The organism is Flavobacterium sp. GCM10022190 (assembly GCF_042656445.1).
GTDB classification, from domain to species: Bacteria; Bacteroidota; Bacteroidia; order Flavobacteriales; family Flavobacteriaceae; genus Flavobacterium; species Flavobacterium nitratireducens.
This window is the reverse complement of the sequence record NZ_JBHSOQ010000004.1, coordinates 15,043-34,498: the sequence shown is the minus strand read 5'-3', so window position 1 is coordinate 34,498 and position 19,456 is coordinate 15,043. Positions and strand designations below refer to the sequence as shown.

Sequence of the window (19,456 nt, the reverse complement as noted above, 5' to 3'; positions counted from 1 at the left end):
AGTATAAATAATCAAAGCTAGGTAAAATTACTTTTGGAGACTATTTTAATTTTCACAAAAGTGTGATATGTAAATCTAAATTTTTATATTTATAATCACAAATGTAGTGCTTATGCTTGAAAGTATGGGAGAGTCAAAATTGGAAATTGAGGCTTTGAAAATTAAAATTCAAGAGCAAGAGTTAAAAATTGAAGAGCTTCAAAAAGGATTAGTGGCTCAGAATGTTGTTTTTAATGACTTAAAAAATAACCTTGATGTTTCGTCTATTGCTGTTTGTTCTTTTACGATCGATAACAGCGCTAATTTGGCTTGTAATTATGTACTAGGCAGTAGAGATAAACTTTACGGAATTGATTTTACTGATTCTAATGCTGTTCCGGCATTAATCATGAGCCGAATACATGAAAATCATAAGGCTAATTTCTTAAAAGGAATACAAAACGCGCAATCAAAGTTGAATCCCCTTGTTATTCAATACCAATATGATCATCCTGAAAAAGGATTGATATGGCATGAATTTAATGTTTTGTGTGATGGCATTTTAAATGGAAAAACTTCTTATCAAGGTGTTGTAAAAGATATAACCGAAAGTAAGTTTTTAGAACAAAAAATGAATAAAGCAATTCGTTTGTTTCATTTTATAAGCCGTATTAATCAGATTATTGTTCGTTCAACTACTAAGGAAGAATTATTTAAAGAGATTTGTAAAGTTGCTGTCGATATAGGTAAATTCAAGATGGCATGGATTGGTATATTAAATTATGAAACTCTAAATGTAGATCCTGTTAGTGCTCATGGTGAGGATGCACAAGATTATATGCAAATTTTAAAAACAGTATCTATTAATTTAAATTCCGAAACCGGAAATGGACCAAGTGGTTTAGCCATAAAAACGGGGATGCATCATGTCTGTAATGACATTGAAGATGATTCGTTTATGAAGCCATGGAAAGAAGAAGCTTTGAAAAGTGGATTTCGTTCTTTGGTTGCCATCCCAATTAAATTCTTTGGGAAAATAATAGGTGTTTTTGTTATTTATTCTGGAGAAAAGCATTTTTTTGATGATGAAGAAATTGATTTACTAGTAAAGGCTACAACTGATGTTACTTTTGCTTTGGAACTTTTTGAAAAAGAAGAAATGCAAAAAAAAGCAGAACAGGCAGTTGCAGAAAGTGAACAAAGGTTTCATACGCTTACCGAAGTATCACCAGTAGGAATTTATCGAACTGACTTGAATGGTTCAACGACTTATGTTAATCAGCGATGGACCCAAATTGTGGGTTTAAGTTATGAAGAATCATTGGGTAACGGCTGGTATTTTGCTATTCATCCTGAAGATAGAGTACAATTGTTTAATGAGTGGGATAAAGTTATCAATAAAAAATTACGTTCGTTAATTGAATATCGATTTGTAAAGCCAGATGGGTCGATAATTTGGGTCATAGGACAGGCAACTCCAGAGACAAATTCAGAAAATAAAATAATTGGTTACATAGGTACCATAACAGATATTACAAAACGTAAAGAAGCTGAAGATAATTTTATCAAGGCATCAAAGAAAATGGAAGCCATCATACAGGCTATCCCTGATTTAATGTTTGAAGTAGATTTACAGGGTGTAATTCATAATTATCATTCTTCTAATGATGATTTGTTGATCATGCCTCCTTATGCTTTTATAGGAAAGAACGTTGTTGAAGTCATACCAAAACAAGCTGCGGATGTATGTCTTTCTGGATTAGAAGAAGCTTATAAGAATGGATTTTCTCGAGGAAAACAGTATACATTGTATCTGTCTAATGTCTTGCATTGGTTCGAATTATCATTAGTGCCAATGAAAGAAGATGATACTAAAGAGCAACATTTTATTGTTATTTCTAGAAATATCACTGAACAAAAAAATATTGAAAATGCACTTGTTAAAAATGAAGAACGTTATCATGGCTTATTAACTAATTTAGAAGCAGGAATTGTAGTTCATAATAATGAAGGAAAAATAATAAGTTGTAATAGTAAGGCATCAGAATTGTTAGGCTTTAGAATAGAACAATTACTGGCTAACGATGAAGCGTTATTGCAATGGAATTTTTTGAATGATGATGATTCAAAAATGCAACCAGAACAATTTCCGGTTTATCAGATTATTAAAAGTAAATCGGCCATCAAGAATTTTCCTTTGGGTATTGTAGGTTCTAAGAAGGATAATGTAATTTGGGTTTTAGTAAGCGGTTTTCCAATGCTTGATGAAGAGGGAAACATACAGGAAGTTGTAATTAGTTTTATCGATGTTTCTGTAGAACGCAAAATGAATTTAGAAATTCAAAAAGCTAAAGAATTGGCTGAAAAAGCAAATAAATCTAAAACAGATTTCTTAGCTAATATGAGTCACGAGATTCGAACTCCACTAAATGGTATTATTGGATTTACCTCGTTGTTAATGGAATCAAAATTAGATGAAATACAAAAAGAGTACATGTTTACCATTAATGAATCGGCGGCAACTTTAATGGATATTGTAAATGATATTTTGGATTTTTCTAAAATTGAAGCTGGTAAATTAGAACTTAAAATGGAAGAAATTGATCTTTTATCATTGATAAATCAGATTGTTTCTTTGTTTAAATTTCAGGCTAATCAAAAGAAAATAGATTTAGTATTGCATATTGATGAACAGGTACCTCATTTTATCTATGCTGATTCATTACGCTTAAAACAAATCATTATAAATTTAATAGGTAATGCTATTAAGTTTACGCAAATAGGAAGTGTTACCTTAGATGTACGAGTTGTATCTAATATAGATGAATCTCATGTAAATATGCTTTTTTCAGTAACAGATACCGGAATTGGAATCAAAGAACAAAATCAAGCTAAGATATTTCATTCTTTTGTTCAAGAAGATAATTCAATAAGTCGTCAGTTTGGAGGTACAGGATTAGGCTTGGCTATTTCGAACCAACTTTTGGCTCTAATGGATTCTAAATTAGAATTAGAAAGTAATTATGGAGAAGGAAGTAGATTTTATTTTTCACTTCGTTTGAAAAAAGGAAGTGAAACTCATAGTAATGAACCTATTGAAAATAAGGTATTGTATACAAAAGAGACATTTGGGGCCAAGAAAATTTTGATTGTTGAGGATAACAAAATTAATATGTTTTTGGCGAAAACATTAATATCAAAAATAATTCCTAAAGCTGTAATTATTGAAGCAGGTGATGGTATAGAGGCTGTTGAAGAATTTAAAAAACACCAGCCAGATATTGTTTTGATGGATATTCAAATGCCTAATAAAAATGGATTTGAAGCTACTTATGATATACGAAAAATTGAAAAAACAAAACTAACTCCTATTATCGCTCTTACGGCTGGAATTTTTGTGGAAGAAAAAGAAGAATGTCTAAATTCTGGAATGAACGACTATGTAACTAAGCCTATTAGTTTTACAGATTTAGAAACTATTATGTATAAATGGTTAAAAGATTAAAAAGAAAATCATCTCTAGAATTATCATGGTAAGATAATAGCGATGATTTTCTTCTTGCAATTTTATTTTTCTTTTTTTAGTAAAGAATTCGATAATAGCCCCCCAATTAAAGCGCCGTAAAGAGTAGCATTCAAAGGTTTGGAAGTAATAACACAAGTTCCAGTAATACAACCTACATATTTATAATACAGATAGCCTGCAACTGCTCCTAGAATCACTCCTATAATTGTTACTATGACAGCTTTTTGGTTCATTAGATTCTTTTTTCTTTGATAGTAGCGATAATTGCGTTTTTATCCACCACACCTGATTGTCTCCATAATTGTTTTCCTTTTTGAAACAAAATCATAGTGGGAACTCCACGAACTTGATATTGTGCAGCAATTTGCTGGTTTTTGTCAACATCAATTTTAATAATTGAAATTTCTTCGCCAAGGTGGTCTTTTACTTCCTTTAAAATAGGACCCAACATTTGGCAAGGGCCGCACCAAGTGGCAAAAAAATCTACTAGAATTGGTTTTTCCGATTGTATGAGTTGATCAAAATTACTGTTCATTGCTATTTGTTTTATTTTTAGGAATTGTACATCCATTTAAACCACATCCAGTATTAAATAGAGCTTGGAAAAGAAAGAAAGCAGCCATTACACCAAATAGTATTTCATGATATTGAAAAGCTTGTTGGAGCGAAAATAAACCAAAAGCTAAACGAATCCAACGCATAACATGCCAGTTTGTAAAAAGTAGTTTCTTCATGGCTGCATTAATTGTATTTTATAGTTTTCATCATAAGACACTAACTGTTGTAGTAAATGAAGCGGAATTTCGGTTTTACTCACCATTAAAACTTCACTAAAATTCGAATTCATACTTACATTTAGAACATTTTCTACGGCAGCAAATTTTTCTGAAACCTTTTCCATGCAACCACTACAAGTTATACCCTCAAAAGTATACAATGCGACAGTTACCTTTTCGTTTTTAATAAATTCAAAAAATAATTCACTGTTTTTTCTTGGTATAGCAGAATCTTTTGCTTGCGCTAATGTATCAAAGTGAAAAGCATCTTTAAAGAGTTTTTCATATTCTTTTTGGTTTCCACCAAAGGGAGGACTTACCTCAAATTCGCGATTGAAAAGTAAACCCGCTAGTTTTCCATTAGTGCTTAAAAGCTGATGCATTTTCCAAACATATTTTTGACGCAGTATTGGAGGTAAGGCACAAAAAAAAGTTTGTTCAATGATTACATCGTATTTTTCGTTGTGGTCAAAAAAATCGCCCTGAATAATCGTAATTCCTGTCTTTTGAGCAAATTTTTGCTTCAAGTTTGCTACCAAAGTAGGGGCAATATCGATAATTGTAATGTTTGTAAAACCGTTAGCCAATAGATATTCGGCTTCGTAAGTATTCCCACAACCCGGTATTAGTATGCGATACTGTTTATTGTCTAATCGATCAATAAATTTTTGGATTGGAGGAGCAATTTGTCCTAAATCCCAACCTGTTGAATTGGCTATGTATTGTGCATCCCAATAATTTTGATCGAGAGGGTTGTCACATACAACACTGCAGCAAGAATCTTTCATAATCAAATTTAAACGACTTTATTTTTCTTATTAGTATTAATTCCCCAAGGTGTATACAAAGGACAAAAATTAATAAAACTTGTAATCACTAATATAACCGCAAAGGCTATTAAAAATATACCAAAATTACCTGTTACTGTTTGTGTAAAATACAAACTAGCTAAAATTACTGCAACAGTAAGACGAATAGTCTTATCTGTTTTACCCATATTCTTTTTCATGATTTCTATAATTTTAGGGTTAAAATGCAATATTGACTACTATAAATTTACGGATTAATCTATTTTAAATCAAGTGTTTATGTGTTTAATGTTTTGCTTTGGCAAACAAAATCTGTTTTTGGGATTGAAGTTTTAGCGATAGCATTAAAACCACCTTCTATTTCAGTGAAATTTCTAAAACCTCTTGCTTGCAAAATAGATGCAGCTATCATACTACGATAACCACCAGCACAATGTAAATAAAACGGTTCTTTCGGATTAATATCTTTAATCCAATCGTTGATATAAGCCAAAGGTTTAGAATAGGCATCTTCAACGTGTTCGGCGGCATATTCGCTTTCTTTTCGTACATCAATGATGGTGTTTTCTCCTGTTTTTACTTCATTAGCAAATTCATCTGCTGTAATTCGGTGAACCGTATCAATTTCTTTTCCTGCTTTTTTCCAAGCTTCAAATCCTCCTTCAAGATGCCCAAGAATATTGTCAAAACCTACTCGGCTTAAACGCGTAACTGTTTCTTCTTCTTGGTCAATTTCGGTTACTAGAATGATAGGTTGTCTTACATCAGCAATTAAAGCACCTACCCAAGGAGCAAAATCGCCTTCGATTCCAATATTGATTGACTGGGGGATAAAACCTTTGGCAAATAAAGCATTTTTACGGGTATCTAAAATTAAAGCACCACTTTCATCAGCAATTGCTTCAAAATCAGCTACAGGAATAGCAACCATTCCTTGATTGAGCACATTTTCAAAACTTTCATAACCTTGTTTGTTCATGGCAACATTCATCCCGAAATAGGCTGGAGGAGGCAATAATCCGTCGGTTACTTCTTTAATGAATTCGGCCTCTGTCATATTAGCTCTTAAAGCATAATTCGTAGCTTTTTGATTGCCAATGGTAGAAACCGTTTCTTTGCTCATGTTTTTACCACAAGCACTTCCAGCACCGTGAGCAGGATATACAATCACTTCATCAGGTAAAGTCATTATTTTATTTCTTAACGAATGGTATAAAGTGGCTGCTAATTGTTCCTGAGTCATGTGTGCTGCCTTTTGAGCCAAGTCAGGACGACCAACATCACCAATAAATAAGGTGTCCCCAGAGAAAATAGCATATTCTTTTCCATTTTCATCAAGTAGTAAAAATGTAGTACTTTCCATTGTGTGTCCTGGAGTGTGTAACACTTTTATTTTGATTGTACCTATTTGGAATTCCTGACCATCAGTCGCGATTACCGCTTCAAATTCAGGTTGGGCGGTGGGACCATATACAATTGGAGCACCAGTTTCCTTGCTTAAATCTAAATGTCCAGAAACGAAATCGGCATGAAAATGCGTTTCAAATATGTATTTTAGTTTTACATTATCACGTTCTAAACGATCTAAATAAGGTTGAACTTCACGTAAAGGGTCAATTATGGCTGCTTCACCATTTGAAGTGATATAATAAGCTCCCTGAGCCAGACATCCAGTGTATATTTGTTCTATTTTCATAGCAATTCTTTTTTTAATTATACATACAAAGGTAAAGCTTCTGCTTAGTCTATCTGGTGACTAAAGTTACACATAAGGTCTATTTTGCATTTTTTGTTTTAAAAAGTTAAAATCCGAATTTTGAGTCTTTTTTTATGCAAATTTTGGGGCGTTTAGGTTAAATTTGTGGTATCAAAAAATGTCTTTCCTATGGAAGAAATGCTCTTTTATGATCGCATGCAATTTGCATTTACGATTACCTTTCACTACTTATTTCCACAGTTAACAATGGGACTTTCGTTAATTGTTGTTTATTTCAAATGGAAGTATTTAAAAACTAACGACCCACATTATAACAAAGCCACTCATTTTTGGATGAAAGTCTTCGCTCTAAATTTTGCAATGGGGGTGGTAACAGGAATTCCAATGGAATTTCAATTTGGAACAAATTGGGCAAAATTTTCAGAACTTACAGGGGGGATTATTGGACAAACCCTTGCTATGGAAGGCATGTTTTCTTTCTTTTTAGAATCGTCCTTTTTAGGGATGTTTTTATTTGGAGAAAAGATTCTCGGGCATCGATGGCATTTTGTAACCGGATTATTGATTTGTTTAGGGTCATGGGCTAGTGGTTTTTTAATCATTGCAACGCATTCCTGGATGCAACACCCTGTGGGTTATGAAGTTCTAGAAAATGGAAAATTTGTGCTCAATAACTTTGAAGCATTGTTTACCAATGTTTGGTTGTGGCCATCGTACTTGCACAATCAGGCAGCTTCGTTAGTAACCAGTTCATTTGTAGTGGCAGGTATTGGAGCATTTTACATTTTATGGAATAAGAATGTTTCCTATGGAAAATTGTTCTTGAAAACAGGAGTTGTTTTTGGATTGATTTCCAGTGTCATTGTAGCAATGCCTACGGGTGATTTATTGGCTAAAAATGTTGTTAAACATCAACCCGTAACATTTGCAGCCATGGAAGGAATTTTTCATACAGAAAAAAAAGGAGCCGAGATTGTATTGATTGGGCAACCTGATGTAAAAGATAAAAAATTAGATAACAAGATAGCTGTTCCTAATGTGCTAAGTTTTTTGACTTATGGAAATTGGGATACAGAGGTAAAAGGCTTGGATCAATTTCCAGTAGATGCTCATCCCACCAATATTTCAGGATTGTATTATGCTTATCATATTATGGTAGGTTTAGGGACACTTTTTATTGGAGTGATGGTATTGGCAGCTTTTCAATTAAGCCGAAAAAAATTGTTTGAAACCAAATGGCTTTTGTGGGCATTTATGTTTTTAATGCCCTTTCCTTATATTGCGAATACCACAGGTTGGTATACAGCTGAGTTAGGAAGACAACCCTGGTTAGTATATGATTTGTTGCGTACTGCTGATGGTGCATCGCCAACAGTCTCCTCTGGGAATACTTTATTTACCTTAATGGGCTTTGTAGGTTTATATGCTTTGTTAGGAATGTTATTTGCAATTTTAGTTGGAAAAATTATTTATCACGGTCCAGAACCAGTAAAAAAATAAACGATGGAATTCTTTTGGTATATTGTATTGATAGGCATTTTAGCAACCTATTTAGTATTAGATGGCTACGATTTTGGAGCTGGGATTATTCATTTGTTTTTTGCTAAAACTGAAAAGGATAAAAAAGCAATTACCAATGCTATTGGTCCTTTTTGGGATGCAAATGAAGTTTGGTTGATTGCAGGCGGAGGGGTTTTGTTTTATGCCTTTCCAACATTATATGCTGCTTCTTTTAGCGGGTTTTATTTGCCTTTGATGATGATTTTATGGCTGTTAATTTTTAGAGCTGTAGGATTAGAATTGCGTGGGCAAATTCACAATGCAATGTGGGAAGCAGTTTGGGATAAAGCTTTTGGGATAGCCAGTTTGTTATTGGCTTTGTTTTTTGGGATGGCACTGGGAAATGTAGTTCGTGGGGTAAATCTAGGAATGGTTGTAAATGGTGTTTCTACGCAGGAACCTCATTTTTTCTTTTTGCCTTTGTGGAATCCTAGTTTTAGTCCTGAAGCGGCCGAACTTGGAATTATAGATTGGTTTACACTCTTTCTGGGCGTTGTAAGTGTGGTGGCATTAATGATTCATGGAGCCAATTGGATTATCTATAAAACCAATTCTTCTTTAAATGAACAATTAAGACAATTGGTTTACAAATTGAATTTTGTATTACTAGTTTTGGTAGTTGTGTCAATTTCTGTTTGGCATATTATTGAGAAAGAACCTTTCCATAATTTTATCAATAATCCATTACTTTTTATTTTTCCAATAATCACATTTGTGGGTTTGTTTGGACTTTTTAAAGTGAGAACATTAAAAAAAGACGGAACAGGATTCCTGTTTTCGAGTCTTTTCCTTGTTGGAGGATTTACTTCTACAACGGCTTCTATTTTTCCCGAAGTTTTGCCCTCGACTAATAAGGTGAATCCATCGTTGACTATTTATAATGTTGCCAATGGTGATTATGCTTTATCAGTAGGTGTGTATTGGTTTGCAGTTGCTATATTGTTAGTTATTGGCTATTTTTTTATTCAGTATAAAGTATTTAGTGGAAAAATGGATGATGTAGGATATGGAGAACATTAGCATTAAATGTAAAAGTAAAAGAGCCAATTTTAACCGTAGTTAGATTGGCTCTTTTGGGAAATATTAGGGTTTGTTGTTTACTTTTATATAAATCCTTTACGATTATAGAATGATTTCTTTGAGTATAATATAAATTCCCATTACTAATACAAACCAACCAAAAATCGGTTTTAGTTTTGTGCCGTCAATTCTTTTAGATAGTAAAATTCCAACGAACATTCCAATAAAAGCCATGGCGGTTATTGAAAACAAAAAACGATAGTCTATTGGGGTATTGATGTATAAGTCACCTACAAAACCTATTGCAGAGTTGATAAAGATAATGAGCAGCGAAGTTCCAACTGCTTGTTTCATGGGCAAATTAGCAAAGAATAACAATGCAGGAATAATTAAAAAACCACCTCCAGCTCCTAAGAAACCGGTTACAATGCCTACTAGAAAGCCTATAAAGGCGAGTTGAGGATAATTTGTTTTATGTGGACGATCTTCATTTTTACTTTTCTTAATCATCGAAATGGAAGCGCTAATCATGAGTATAGCAAAGACAATCATGATTAATAAGTTTTTAGACACAGCATAAGATGCGATGGTAAATAGCGTATTGGCAATTTTAGGAAAAATTACTTCTCTGATTATCAATATGGAAAACACCGAAGGAATCGCAAAGTATAGCGCCGTTTTTAATTTTAGATTACCAAGTTTGTAATGACTGTATCCACCGTATAAAGCGGTAGTCCCTACAATGAATAGGGAATAACTGGTAGCTAATTCAGGGTCGACTTTAAATAAGTAAACTAAAATAGGAATCGTGAGTATTGAACCTCCTCCGCCAATTAATCCTAATGAAAGTCCAATTATGATTGAAGCAATATATCCGAAATATTCCATCTTGTAATTTTTTTACAAAGGTTGGATGTATTTCGGTTGATTACAGTAACATTTGTCACATGAAGCTTTTTTATATAAAAAGTTCAATTTGGTTTCGATGAAGTTTCAATAAACCGCGTTGTTCCATTTTTTTTAATAGACGAGAAACTACCTCTCTGGAAGTGTTCAATTCGATAGCAATTTCTTGGTGTGAAAGATTGATTTCTTTGCAGCCGCAAGCTTTAGCATGTCGCTTTAAATAAAATTCTAATCGTTCGTCCATAGCTCTAAAAGCGATGTTATCAATTACTTCCAGTACTTCTTCAAAACGGGTTCTATAGGTGTAAATTACAAATTCATACCAAGTACGATGATTCATCATCCATTTATCCATTAAGGATAAGGGAAAAGTAACGGCTTCAACATCTTCAACAACCTTTGCGGTTATTTGGCTCGTTTGGTTTTTTGTTGAACATATTAAAGAAATAGCACAGGCTTGTCCGGGTTGTAAATAATACATTAAAAACTCTTCACCATCATCTCCTTCTCGATAGATTTTTAATTGTCCTTTAAGGATTAGCATGGTACTTTTGATGTATTGGCCTGTTCGCATGATAACATCACCCGCTTTAAAGTATTGTAAAGAGGAGTTGGCTTCAATTTCCTGTATTAATTCATTCGAAAAATTGGGAAATGCGTTTTTAATATTTGGTGTTTCTGTTGCCATGTGTATTGTGTTTGTAGAAGCTAAATCTTGTTGATATTTCGTTATTTTTCGAAAAAAGCTAAGACTTTTGTAAAAGTAGTTAAAATTTGATGATAGTTATTCAATGTTTTCTGTGTGTTAGGAAAAAGTTAAATTGAGAATATTCTATTCAAAATGATAATATCGAGTTAGTTTTTAATAAAATTATAGGGTATTCTTAGTTTTGTTGGTATAAGTACTTCACTAAAACGTTTTCTTTAAAATATTTGCTAATTCAAATTTCAAAGGCTAATTTATAGCAAAAACATCGTAATTTTACAAAAAACAGAACAGTATTATGAATTTAACACAAGAAGATTGGATTGCTCAACTCGAGGAAGATGGGAATGCAGTAATATTAGACGTAAGAACAGAAGCTGAATGCGATGAAGGAATTATTCCTAATGCCATTAATATTGATATTCATCAAGGGCAAGGATTTATTTCTGAAATTGAAAAATTAGATAAGAGTAAAAATTATTATATCTATTGTCGTTCAGGTGCTAGAAGTGCAAAAGCTTGCGAAATAATGAATGAATTAGGATTTGATAATACCTACAATTTATTAGGAGGTATGCTTGAATGGGAAGGTGAAGTAATCTAAAAAAACAGCTAAATAAATTAACTAACTAACAACAACAAAACAAAATTTAGATGAATTCAATCCCGGAAGAATTTAAGATAAAAACATTATTACATCAAGATACCTATTTAGTAAACGGCGAATTGAAAAAATGGACCGGAAAAACTACAGAGGTTTATTCTACAATATCTTCAACAGAAGAATATGCACCTACTTTATTAGGAACAATTCCTTTTATGGGTGAAGCAGAAGCACAAGAAGTGGTGGAATCTGCGAGCAATGCTTTTAATAATGGGCAAGGATTATGGCCTACAATGAAAGTGGCTGATCGCATTAAATGTATGGAAAATTTCGTGTCAAAAATGAAAACGACTCGTGAAGAAGTAGTTAAGTTGTTGATGTGGGAAATTGGGAAATCATTAGGTGATTCTCAAAAAGAATTCGATAGAACAGTTGATTATATCTACGATACGATTGAACATTACAAACAATTAGACCGAAGCAATGCGCATTTTACCAAAAGTCAAGGTGTAAATGCAATGATTCGTAGAGGTCCAATAGGAGTTGTATTGTGTTTAGGTCCTTACAATTATCCGTTAAATGAAACTTTTTCATTATTGATTCCGGCTTTAATTATGGGGAATCCAGTAATATTTAAGCCAGCTAAAAACGGAGTTTTATTAATTTCTCCTTTATTAGAAGCTTTTCAAACCAGTTTCCCAAAAGGAGCAATAAACATTGTTTACGGTAGAGGTAGGGAAATTGCCTCTCCAATTATGAAATCAGGAAAAATTGATATTCTGGCATTAATTGGAAATAGTAAATCCGCCATTGCGTTACAAGATCAACACCCAAATAAAAACAGATTGCGTTTGGTATTAGGATTAGAAGCTAAAAATCCGGCGATTATTTTACCAGATGCCGATTTAGATTTAACTATATCTGAATGTATTACAGGAACATTGTCTTTCAACGGTCAGCGTTGTACAGCTTTAAAAGTTTTATACGTTCATGAATCAATAGCTGAAGAATTTAATAAAAGATTTTCTAAGGCTGTTGATGAGTTGGTTTATGGAAATCCTTGGGACAAATCAGTTTCATTAACCCCACTACCAGAGGTAGAAAAACCAGCATATATTCAAGGCTTAATCGATGATGCAACTAGCAAAGGTGCTACGATTATTAATGCCAAAGGTGGACAAGTATCTGAAAATTATATTTTTCCTGCTGTTTTGTTCCCTGTGAATAAAGAAATGAGAGTGTATCACGAAGAACAATTTGGGCCAGTGGTTCCAATTATGACTTTTAAGGATATTCAAGAACCATTAAACGATATGGCTGAATCAAATTATGGTCAGCAAGTGAGTTTATTTGGAAAAGACAGTAAAACATTAGCTCCACTTATTGATGTGTTAGTGAATTTAGTGTGTAGAGTTAACTTAAATAGTTCTTGCCAACGTGGACCAGACGTGTATCCATTTACAGGTCGCAAGGATTCTGCGGTAGGTACCCTTAGTGTTTTTGACGCTTTACGTTCATTTTCTATTAGAACCTTTGTGGCTTCTAAAGATAATGCTTACAATAACGAAATATTACAAGAATTGTTAAATAATAAAGAATCTAATTTTATTAATACTGATTATATCTTGTAGTAGTTAACTAAAAACAAAAACAAAAACGAAAAAACCGTCCTGATAGTTATTGGGACGGTTTTATTATTTTATGAAAATAGATTTTTTATAAGTTTAATGCAAAGTTATTAAGTGATTTTGCATCGTATTTTTCTTTATCAAATTTATAAAGATAAGACCCTTTTCTGGACGATAACATATCTTTTTCGTTGAGTTTTACCAATATGTCAAGTGAATTAATCTTACTAATAAAATTTCTTTTGTCCAGTTCTTTGTCTAAGATGGCTTCGTATAATTCTAGCAATTGACGCATAGTGAATTTTTCTGGTAAGAGTTCAAAACCTACTGGTTTAGTAGAAGTTCTATAACGTAATCTACGCATGGCATGCGCAACCATTTCGTTATGGTCAAAAATTAATTTTGGCATATGTGAAATATTGAACCATTCAGCGTGATAATTTTTGATTAATTCTGTATTATGATTTTCAATATTAATTAGGGCATAGTAAGCAACAGAAATGGTTCTTTCTACAGGGTCACGATCTACTTCACTATAAGCATATAACTGCTCCATGTATATGTTTTGTAAACCTGTATAATGATTTAAAACACGGGTAGCGGCATCATTTAGGGATTCTTCTTTTTTTAGGAAACCACCCATCAAAGACAATTTGCCTTTTTCGGGTTCAAAATCTCTTTTGATGAGAAGAATCTTAAGTCCTTCATTATCAAATCCAAAAATGATACAATCTACTGAAAGTAGCACTTTGTCTTCAGAACTATAACTGTTTAGCATCTTGTTAGATTATTTTGGTGTAAATATAAACACTTATTAAAAAGTATCATAATTAATTAGTGTTTTGAAAACACTTTTGTTTTTGAACAATTTAAGTGTAGAATTTTTATTGATTAGTTTGGTTTTGTAAAAATTCGATAATATGAATTATCTAAAGGCTAAGAATAGATAAATATCGGTTTTATCACCAATTGAATTACGCAAAATTGTAAAGGCTTTTGTTATATGGGCTTCAACTGATTTTATGGAAACATTTTTGTATTCTGCAATTTCAATATTAGTAAGTCCCTCTTCTTTACTGAGCAAGAATATCTCACGGCATTTAGGTGGCAAATTTTGAATCTCCCGTTTAACTAATTTGATGATTCTTTCTAACGAATGTTCGTCATCCGTTTCTACAATAGTATTCAAAGCATCAATATATTTTTTTTCTAGTGGATAAAATGATTTTTGTGTGCGATAATGATCTATGAATTCATTGTAAACAGATTTATACAACAAATTTGTTAGTACAAAATCATCTTTAAGATTTTCTCTTTTATTCCAAATACGCATAAAAACATTCTGAACAATATCTTCCGAAAGACTATGGTCATGCGTAAAACTATAGGCATACACACATAGTTTATGATGGTAAGTATTGACTAAATAGGTGTATGCTTTAGGATCTCCTGATTTTAAAGCATGGATAAGTTGGGTATTGTCAGAATAAGCTAGCATAATTAAGGTTAGTGTAAATAATGAGCTTGATTTTTATGCAATGTAAAAAAAAAGTTAAAAAAAATTACATAAAAACATAGGGTTTTGTAAAAAGCATTCGTAATTGATAAAAAGGGACACAAAATAATGGACGCTAAAATAGAAAATATAATAGTTAAATTTTTAACTAAACAAGCATCAGCTTCTGAATTAACGGAGTTAGAAGAATGGATTCAGCAATCAAATAATAAGAAGTTATTTGATGAATTCGTAAAGATTAATTATGCAATAGAATATAATATGCAAGAATTTGATTCTAATAAAGTGATTAATGAGTTATTAGGAGCTTATGCACAAGAAATAAGAAAGAAGAAAATTAAAAAAATACGTAAACTTTTTTATTATTCGGCAGCAGCAGTTTTCATAGGAGTAGTGGCATCAACTTATTTTAATAGTAATAGCATTTTAAATAATAATCCTATTGAACAACCTAAAGTTCTAGTTAATAATGTAATAAGTGCAGGAACTGATAAAGCTGTATTGACACTAGAAGATGGGTCAAATGTGTTGTTAGAAAAAAATAAGACTTATCAGAGGGGTAATGTAGTTAGCAACGGAAAAGAATTGGTGTGTAACAAAAGAAACAAACCAAATTCTGCTATTCCATATAATTATCTAACTATTCCTAGAGGAGGACAATTTAAATTGGTTTTAACTGATGGAACAATAGTATGGTTAAATTCTGATTCTAAATTGAAATTTCCAGTTGCTTTTGTGGAGGGCAGTTCTAGAAAAGTAGAATTAATATATGGAGAAGCCTTTTTTGATGTGTCTCCAAGTACCAATCATAAAGGATCAAATTTTAAAGTAGTAAACAAAGAACAGATCGTTGAAGTTTTAGGAACTGAATTTAATATTAAAGCCTATAAAGATGAAGATAATGTTGCTACGACCTTAGTAGAAGGAAAAGTTACTGTTACTAATGCAACCACAAAAAAATATTTGAGTCCAAATCAACAGTCTACTATTAACATCAAAAACAAAAATATCAATATCCAAACTGTTGATGCCTACAATGAAGTACTATGGACAAAAGGGATTTTTAGTTTCAAGGGTAAGAATTTAAAGGAAATTATGGCAGTAATGTCTCGATGGTATGATGTTGAAGTTGTATTTCAAAATACAGCTCTGGAGAGCGTAAAATTTAATGGAGTATTAAGTAAAAATGATAATATACGAGAAATTTTAAAAATAATTAAGAAAACCAATTTTATAAAAGACTATGAGATAAAAGACCGAAAAATTACAATAAAATAAAAAAAGGGGAAGAAAGTAATACCTGGACAGTACGCTACTTTTTTTCCCCATGAAGCTTATTAATTAACAAATTAACCAATAAACACCAAATATATGAAAATTGAATTTATTAACCATTTTTTCTTTTTAAAGAGAAAGTTTTTACTAACCTGTATGAAAGCTTTTATATTGTTTTTTTGTACAACAGCCTTAAGTTTTACTTCTAGTAAGGTTTTTACACAAAATGTAAAAATTGTAGTAGATAAAGATAAAGTTGTGACTATTGATGAAGTCTTCGATATGTTAAGAGTTCAAACCAAATACACATTTATCTATCAAGAAGATATGTTTAAAAATGTTCCTAAATTAAAACTTAAAAAAGGAATAGTAGATGCTAACAAGCTCCTTAACGATAACCTTGGGGGTGAAGGTTATGTATTTGAACTTAGTGGAGATAATAAGATTATTATTGCAAAAAATAAAGCTCTTGAAAAGATACAACAACAACGAATAAAAGTCACGGGTGTTATTCAAGATTCTAAAGGAGACCCTTTAACAGGAGTAAATGTTTTAGAAAAAGGAACTACTAATGCTGTTCAGTCTGACTTTGATGGTAAGTTTTCAATTGAGGTTGCTGGGCCCAATTCTGTACTTGTATATTCATATATAGGCTTTGTAAATCAAGAGATTATTGTAGGTAATCAATCCAATATTACTGTTAAACTATCAGATGACTATGCTAAGTTAGAAGAAGTAGTTGTTATTGGATATGGTACTCAAAAGAAATCTGATTTATCAGGTTCTGTGGGGGTTGTAAACATGGAAAGTGCTAAAAAAACAATTACCTATGATGCTGCAAAAATGCTTCAAGGACAAGTTGCTGGGGTTACTGTTCAATCTTCGGGTGAGCCGGGAGGTTTTGTAAATATTAAAATTAGGGGTTTGAATTCATTCAGTAACAATAATCCATTATTTGTTATTGATGGAATGATTGTAGATTCTCCCTTTGATTTTGCTCCTGGAGATATTGAGTCTATGCAGGTACTTAAAGATGCTTCTTCGGCTGCTATCTATGGAGTTCGTGGTGCTAATGGTGTAATCATTATTACAACCAAAAAAGGAAAACAAGGAAGAATGGATATTAAATACAAATCCCTTGTTGGTTTTCAAAATGTAGCAAAGAAATGGTCCGTTACAGATCGCGTTGGTTACCAAACTATAACAAATGCTGCTGAAGCAAATGCTGGACTTACTTTGGCTCCTGGTAATGACCCAACTAATAGTAGTTATATTAGGAATGTAGATACTAATTGGCAAGATGAAGCTTATGAAACGGGCGTTGTTCAAAATCATGCTTTAACTTTCAATGGAGGTGCTGAAAATTTAGCTTACAATTTGAATATGGATTATTTCAAAAACAGTAGCTACATTAATTCCCCTCAAAATTATGAGCGCCTATCGATGAATTTGAACCTAAGTGGTAAAAAAGGGAATTTTAAATATGGCTCAAAAATAGGTTATACACAATCAGGAAAAGAAAGTTTTAATAGCTACGTAGGGGAGTCAGCAGTAGGTGCTTTAGTAAGTGCTGTACCTACTATGCCTGTTTACGATTCGAATAGATTAGGTGGTTATGGTGGAACAACCAATTTAACACAAAGAGCGATTTCGTTAAACGTAATAGGATTTAATAATTTGATTGATAATAGAGGTATTAGAAATCGATTTATCGGAAATGCGTGGGGAGAATTAGAAATTGTTAAGGGATTAAAATTTAAAATGGACGCTAGTTACGATCGTTTAAATTATCAAAATAGAGTATTTGTCCCACAAAGTGATTTAGGTTGGTATTATATCACAACTAAAGAAGAGGCTTCATTAGATGTTGTTAGTGGCGATGAAATCAAGACTTTTTTCAATAATTTATTGACTTATGATCTTGAAATTGGCAAGCATAAAGTTGATGTTTTAGCGGGTTGGGTTCAAGAAAGCAAACAATTTTTCAACCACTGGTCTAGGGGGGTTGGTTATGATTATGGTGAAATTAGCAAGTTGCAATATGCTGATGCGAACAATACTGGAGAATCTGAAACTAAAATAAAAGGAATATCCTATATCAGTAGAATTAATTATTCTTTTGATGACCGTTATTTAGTTCAAGCTAATTTTAGACAAGATAAATCGTCTTTGTTTAATACAAATAATAATACCACTAATGCATATTCTTTTTCTGGAGCGTGGAAATTAAGTAATGAAAAATTTATTCATTTACCAGAGTGGCTTAATACTGTTAAGTTAAGAGGAAGTTATGGTAAACTAGGAAACAATACAATCCCTGCTTACTTTTTTGCAGCTACTATTAATAATTTTGCAGGTTACGATTTCAATAATGAATTAGCACCTGGGACTACTGTGGTAAGTTCGTATGACCCAAATGTGCGTTGGGAAGATGTAAAAACTACGGACTTTGCTGCTGAGTTTGGTTTGTTTAATGACAAATTACAATTAACGGCTGAGTATTATATTAAAAATTCTTCAAATTTATTAATAGGTGTTCCATTACCCTATTCGACAGGCGCTTTTCCTGCGAGTATAACTACTAATGCGGGCGCGATGAGAAATAAAGGTTTTGAATTTGAGGCAAAATATACGAATAGTCAAAATGAATTCAAATATAGTATTTCGGCGAATGTAGGTACGCTTAAAAATGAAGTTTTACAGATCGGTATTAATGGAAATCCAATTTATGGTGCTGCATCAAAAACTGAAGTAGGACGATCAATGGGTGAAATTTATGCTTATGAAACGGATGGAATTTTTCAAAATGCTGGCGAAATTGCTGCTGCTCCAACTCAAACGAATGCTGGTGTAGGGGATATTAGATTCAAAGATATTAATGGTGATGGTATGATTAGTGACCTAGATAGAACTTATCAAGGAGTCACTATTCCAAAATACAATTACGGAATTAATTTTAGCGGAAGTTATAAAAATTGGGATTTCTCAATGTTTTGTCAAGGAAGTGGAGGTAACAAAGTATTCAATAGCTTATATCGTAATTTAATGGCTGGACAATATGGAAACCACCATACAGATATGTTAAATTATTGGACACCTTCAAACACCAACACTAATATACCTCGTCCAATTATTGGTGATCCAAATGCTAATGGTAGAGACTCTAACCGCTTCATTGAAAAAGGAGATTATTTTAGATTACAAACAATGGAAATTGGTTTTAATATTCCATTCCCTGCTAAAAGTTTAATTCAAAAAGCTAGAGTTTATGCTAATGGTCAAAATTTGTGGACTATTACTAAATACAAAGGTTATGATCCTGATTTTAATAGTAATGATGGTTCTTTCTCAAGAGGTTACGATAACGGATCATTTCCTAATCCTAGAACTGTTTCTTTAGGAGTTGAAGTAAATTTTTAATCTAGCCAATAATT

At 32.3% G+C, this 19,456-nt stretch carries 17 protein-coding genes; 7 read left to right on the top strand and 10 right to left on the bottom strand.

Annotation, left to right across the window (positions count from 1 at the left end):
* The first annotated feature begins 112 nt into the window (after positions 1-112).
* Positions 113-3,484, top strand: a complete 3,372-nt coding sequence (locus ACFPTQ_RS13295; RefSeq protein WP_379778013.1) for a PAS domain S-box protein — start codon at positions 113-115, stop codon at positions 3,482-3,484.
* Between the two features lie 62 nt (positions 3,485-3,546).
* On the opposite strand, the gene ACFPTQ_RS13290 is transcribed toward ACFPTQ_RS13295, so the two are convergent.
* The 6 genes from ACFPTQ_RS13290 to ACFPTQ_RS13265 all read right to left on the bottom strand — a co-directional run bounded on the left by ACFPTQ_RS13290 (position 3,547) and on the right by ACFPTQ_RS13265 (position 6,786).
* Complete coding sequence (locus tag ACFPTQ_RS13290) at positions 3,547-3,738, bottom strand: DUF6132 family protein (protein ID WP_379778012.1); 192 nt, start codon at positions 3,736-3,738, stop codon at positions 3,547-3,549.
* Positions 3,738-4,040 (bottom strand): thioredoxin, encoded by a 303-nt coding sequence (gene trxA / locus ACFPTQ_RS13285; RefSeq protein WP_379778011.1) that lies wholly within the window; start codon positions 4,038-4,040, stop codon positions 3,738-3,740. The genes ACFPTQ_RS13290 and trxA overlap by 1 nt, the downstream gene beginning before the upstream one ends.
* Positions 4,030-4,239 (bottom strand): hypothetical protein, encoded by a 210-nt coding sequence (locus tag ACFPTQ_RS13280; RefSeq protein WP_379778010.1) that lies wholly within the window; start codon positions 4,237-4,239, stop codon positions 4,030-4,032. The genes trxA and ACFPTQ_RS13280 overlap by 11 nt, the downstream gene beginning before the upstream one ends.
* The gene (locus tag ACFPTQ_RS13275) at positions 4,236-5,069 is read right to left on the bottom strand and encodes a methyltransferase domain-containing protein (RefSeq protein ID WP_379778009.1); all 834 of its coding nucleotides are present in this window, start codon (positions 5,067-5,069) and stop codon (positions 4,236-4,238) included. The genes ACFPTQ_RS13280 and ACFPTQ_RS13275 overlap by 4 nt, the downstream gene beginning before the upstream one ends.
* 8 nt (positions 5,070-5,077) lie before the next feature.
* Positions 5,078-5,290: a YgaP family membrane protein gene (locus ACFPTQ_RS13270; protein ID WP_379778008.1), complete on the bottom strand. Its 213-nt coding sequence runs from the start codon at positions 5,288-5,290 to the stop codon at positions 5,078-5,080.
* 77 nt (positions 5,291-5,367) lie between these two features.
* Positions 5,368-6,786 (bottom strand): MBL fold metallo-hydrolase, encoded by a 1,419-nt coding sequence (locus ACFPTQ_RS13265; protein WP_379778007.1) that lies wholly within the window; start codon positions 6,784-6,786, stop codon positions 5,368-5,370.
* Positions 6,787-6,975: 189 nt separating this feature from the next.
* Between ACFPTQ_RS13265 and ACFPTQ_RS13260 the strand changes: the two genes are divergently transcribed.
* Both ACFPTQ_RS13260 and cydB read left to right on the top strand, forming a co-directional pair.
* On the top strand, positions 6,976-8,307 hold the full coding sequence (locus ACFPTQ_RS13260; protein WP_379778006.1) for a cytochrome ubiquinol oxidase subunit I: 1,332 nt from the start codon (positions 6,976-6,978) through the stop codon (positions 8,305-8,307).
* Positions 8,308-8,310: 3 nt separating this feature from the next.
* Complete coding sequence (gene cydB / locus ACFPTQ_RS13255) at positions 8,311-9,387, top strand: cytochrome d ubiquinol oxidase subunit II (RefSeq protein WP_379778005.1); 1,077 nt, start codon at positions 8,311-8,313, stop codon at positions 9,385-9,387.
* Positions 9,388-9,489: 102 nt separating this feature from the next.
* On the opposite strand, the gene ACFPTQ_RS13250 is transcribed toward cydB, so the two are convergent.
* Positions 9,490-10,275: a sulfite exporter TauE/SafE family protein gene (locus ACFPTQ_RS13250; RefSeq protein ID WP_379778004.1), complete on the bottom strand. Its 786-nt coding sequence runs from the start codon at positions 10,273-10,275 to the stop codon at positions 9,490-9,492.
* A 70-nt stretch (positions 10,276-10,345) separates the two neighbouring features.
* Positions 10,346-10,981: a Crp/Fnr family transcriptional regulator gene (locus ACFPTQ_RS13245; protein ID WP_379778003.1), complete on the bottom strand. Its 636-nt coding sequence runs from the start codon at positions 10,979-10,981 to the stop codon at positions 10,346-10,348.
* Between the two features lie 316 nt (positions 10,982-11,297).
* Between ACFPTQ_RS13245 and ACFPTQ_RS13240 the strand changes: the two genes are divergently transcribed.
* A complete protein-coding gene (locus tag ACFPTQ_RS13240) occupies positions 11,298-11,603 on the top strand; it encodes a rhodanese-like domain-containing protein (protein WP_278036112.1) in 306 nt (101 codons plus the stop codon).
* 50 nt (positions 11,604-11,653) lie between these two features.
* On the top strand, positions 11,654-13,234 hold the full coding sequence (locus ACFPTQ_RS13235; RefSeq protein WP_379778002.1) for an NADP-dependent glyceraldehyde-3-phosphate dehydrogenase: 1,581 nt from the start codon (positions 11,654-11,656) through the stop codon (positions 13,232-13,234).
* 85 nt (positions 13,235-13,319) lie between these two features.
* Here the strand turns inward: ACFPTQ_RS13235 and ACFPTQ_RS13230 are convergent, their stop codons facing one another.
* Positions 13,320-14,009, bottom strand: coding sequence for an NUDIX hydrolase (locus tag ACFPTQ_RS13230; RefSeq protein ID WP_379778001.1), 690 nt, complete (start codon positions 14,007-14,009; stop codon positions 13,320-13,322).
* 147 nt (positions 14,010-14,156) lie between these two features.
* Complete coding sequence (locus ACFPTQ_RS13225; RefSeq protein WP_379778000.1) at positions 14,157-14,729, bottom strand: RNA polymerase sigma factor; 573 nt, start codon at positions 14,727-14,729, stop codon at positions 14,157-14,159.
* A 126-nt stretch (positions 14,730-14,855) separates the two neighbouring features.
* Here ACFPTQ_RS13225 and ACFPTQ_RS13220 point away from each other — a divergent pair, with 126 nt between their 5' ends.
* Together ACFPTQ_RS13220 and ACFPTQ_RS13215 are read left to right on the top strand one after the other, a co-directional pair.
* Positions 14,856-16,025, top strand: a complete 1,170-nt coding sequence (locus ACFPTQ_RS13220) for a FecR family protein (protein WP_379777999.1) — start codon at positions 14,856-14,858, stop codon at positions 16,023-16,025.
* Between the two features lie 153 nt (positions 16,026-16,178).
* On the top strand, positions 16,179-19,442 hold the full coding sequence (locus ACFPTQ_RS13215) for a SusC/RagA family TonB-linked outer membrane protein (RefSeq protein WP_379777998.1): 3,264 nt from the start codon (positions 16,179-16,181) through the stop codon (positions 19,440-19,442).
* Positions 19,443-19,456: the final 14 nt, after the last annotated feature.

Bases quoted from the DNA above. Each gene is read 5' to 3' on its own strand.
- ACFPTQ_RS13230 (WP_379778001.1), bottom strand. From the start codon at position 14,009: ATGCTAAACAGTTATAGTTCTGAAGACAAAGTGCTACTTTCAGTAGAT.
- ACFPTQ_RS13260 (WP_379778006.1), top strand. From the start codon at position 6,976: ATGGAAGAAATGCTCTTTTATGATCGCATGCAATTTGCATTTACGATT.
- ACFPTQ_RS13220 (WP_379777999.1), top strand. From the start codon at position 14,856: ATGGACGCTAAAATAGAAAATATAATAGTTAAATTTTTAACTAAACAA.
- ACFPTQ_RS13280 (WP_379778010.1), bottom strand. From the start codon at position 4,239: ATGAAGAAACTACTTTTTACAAACTGGCATGTTATGCGTTGGATTCGT.
- ACFPTQ_RS13265 (WP_379778007.1), bottom strand. From the start codon at position 6,786: ATGAAAATAGAACAAATATACACTGGATGTCTGGCTCAGGGAGCTTAT.
- ACFPTQ_RS13245 (WP_379778003.1), bottom strand. From the start codon at position 10,981: ATGGCAACAGAAACACCAAATATTAAAAACGCATTTCCCAATTTTTCG.
- ACFPTQ_RS13295 (WP_379778013.1), top strand. From the start codon at position 113: ATGCTTGAAAGTATGGGAGAGTCAAAATTGGAAATTGAGGCTTTGAAA.
- ACFPTQ_RS13275 (WP_379778009.1), bottom strand. From the start codon at position 5,069: ATGAAAGATTCTTGCTGCAGTGTTGTATGTGACAACCCTCTCGATCAA.
- ACFPTQ_RS13240 (WP_278036112.1), top strand. From the start codon at position 11,298: ATGAATTTAACACAAGAAGATTGGATTGCTCAACTCGAGGAAGATGGG.
- cydB (WP_379778005.1), top strand. From the start codon at position 8,311: ATGGAATTCTTTTGGTATATTGTATTGATAGGCATTTTAGCAACCTAT.
- trxA (WP_379778011.1), bottom strand. From the start codon at position 4,040: ATGAACAGTAATTTTGATCAACTCATACAATCGGAAAAACCAATTCTA.
- ACFPTQ_RS13235 (WP_379778002.1), top strand. From the start codon at position 11,654: ATGAATTCAATCCCGGAAGAATTTAAGATAAAAACATTATTACATCAA.
- ACFPTQ_RS13290 (WP_379778012.1), bottom strand. From the start codon at position 3,738: ATGAACCAAAAAGCTGTCATAGTAACAATTATAGGAGTGATTCTAGGA.
- ACFPTQ_RS13250 (WP_379778004.1), bottom strand. From the start codon at position 10,275: ATGGAATATTTCGGATATATTGCTTCAATCATAATTGGACTTTCATTA.
- ACFPTQ_RS13270 (WP_379778008.1), bottom strand. From the start codon at position 5,290: ATGAAAAAGAATATGGGTAAAACAGATAAGACTATTCGTCTTACTGTT.
- ACFPTQ_RS13215 (WP_379777998.1), top strand. From the start codon at position 16,179: ATGAAAGCTTTTATATTGTTTTTTTGTACAACAGCCTTAAGTTTTACT.
- ACFPTQ_RS13225 (WP_379778000.1), bottom strand. From the start codon at position 14,729: ATGCTAGCTTATTCTGACAATACCCAACTTATCCATGCTTTAAAATCA.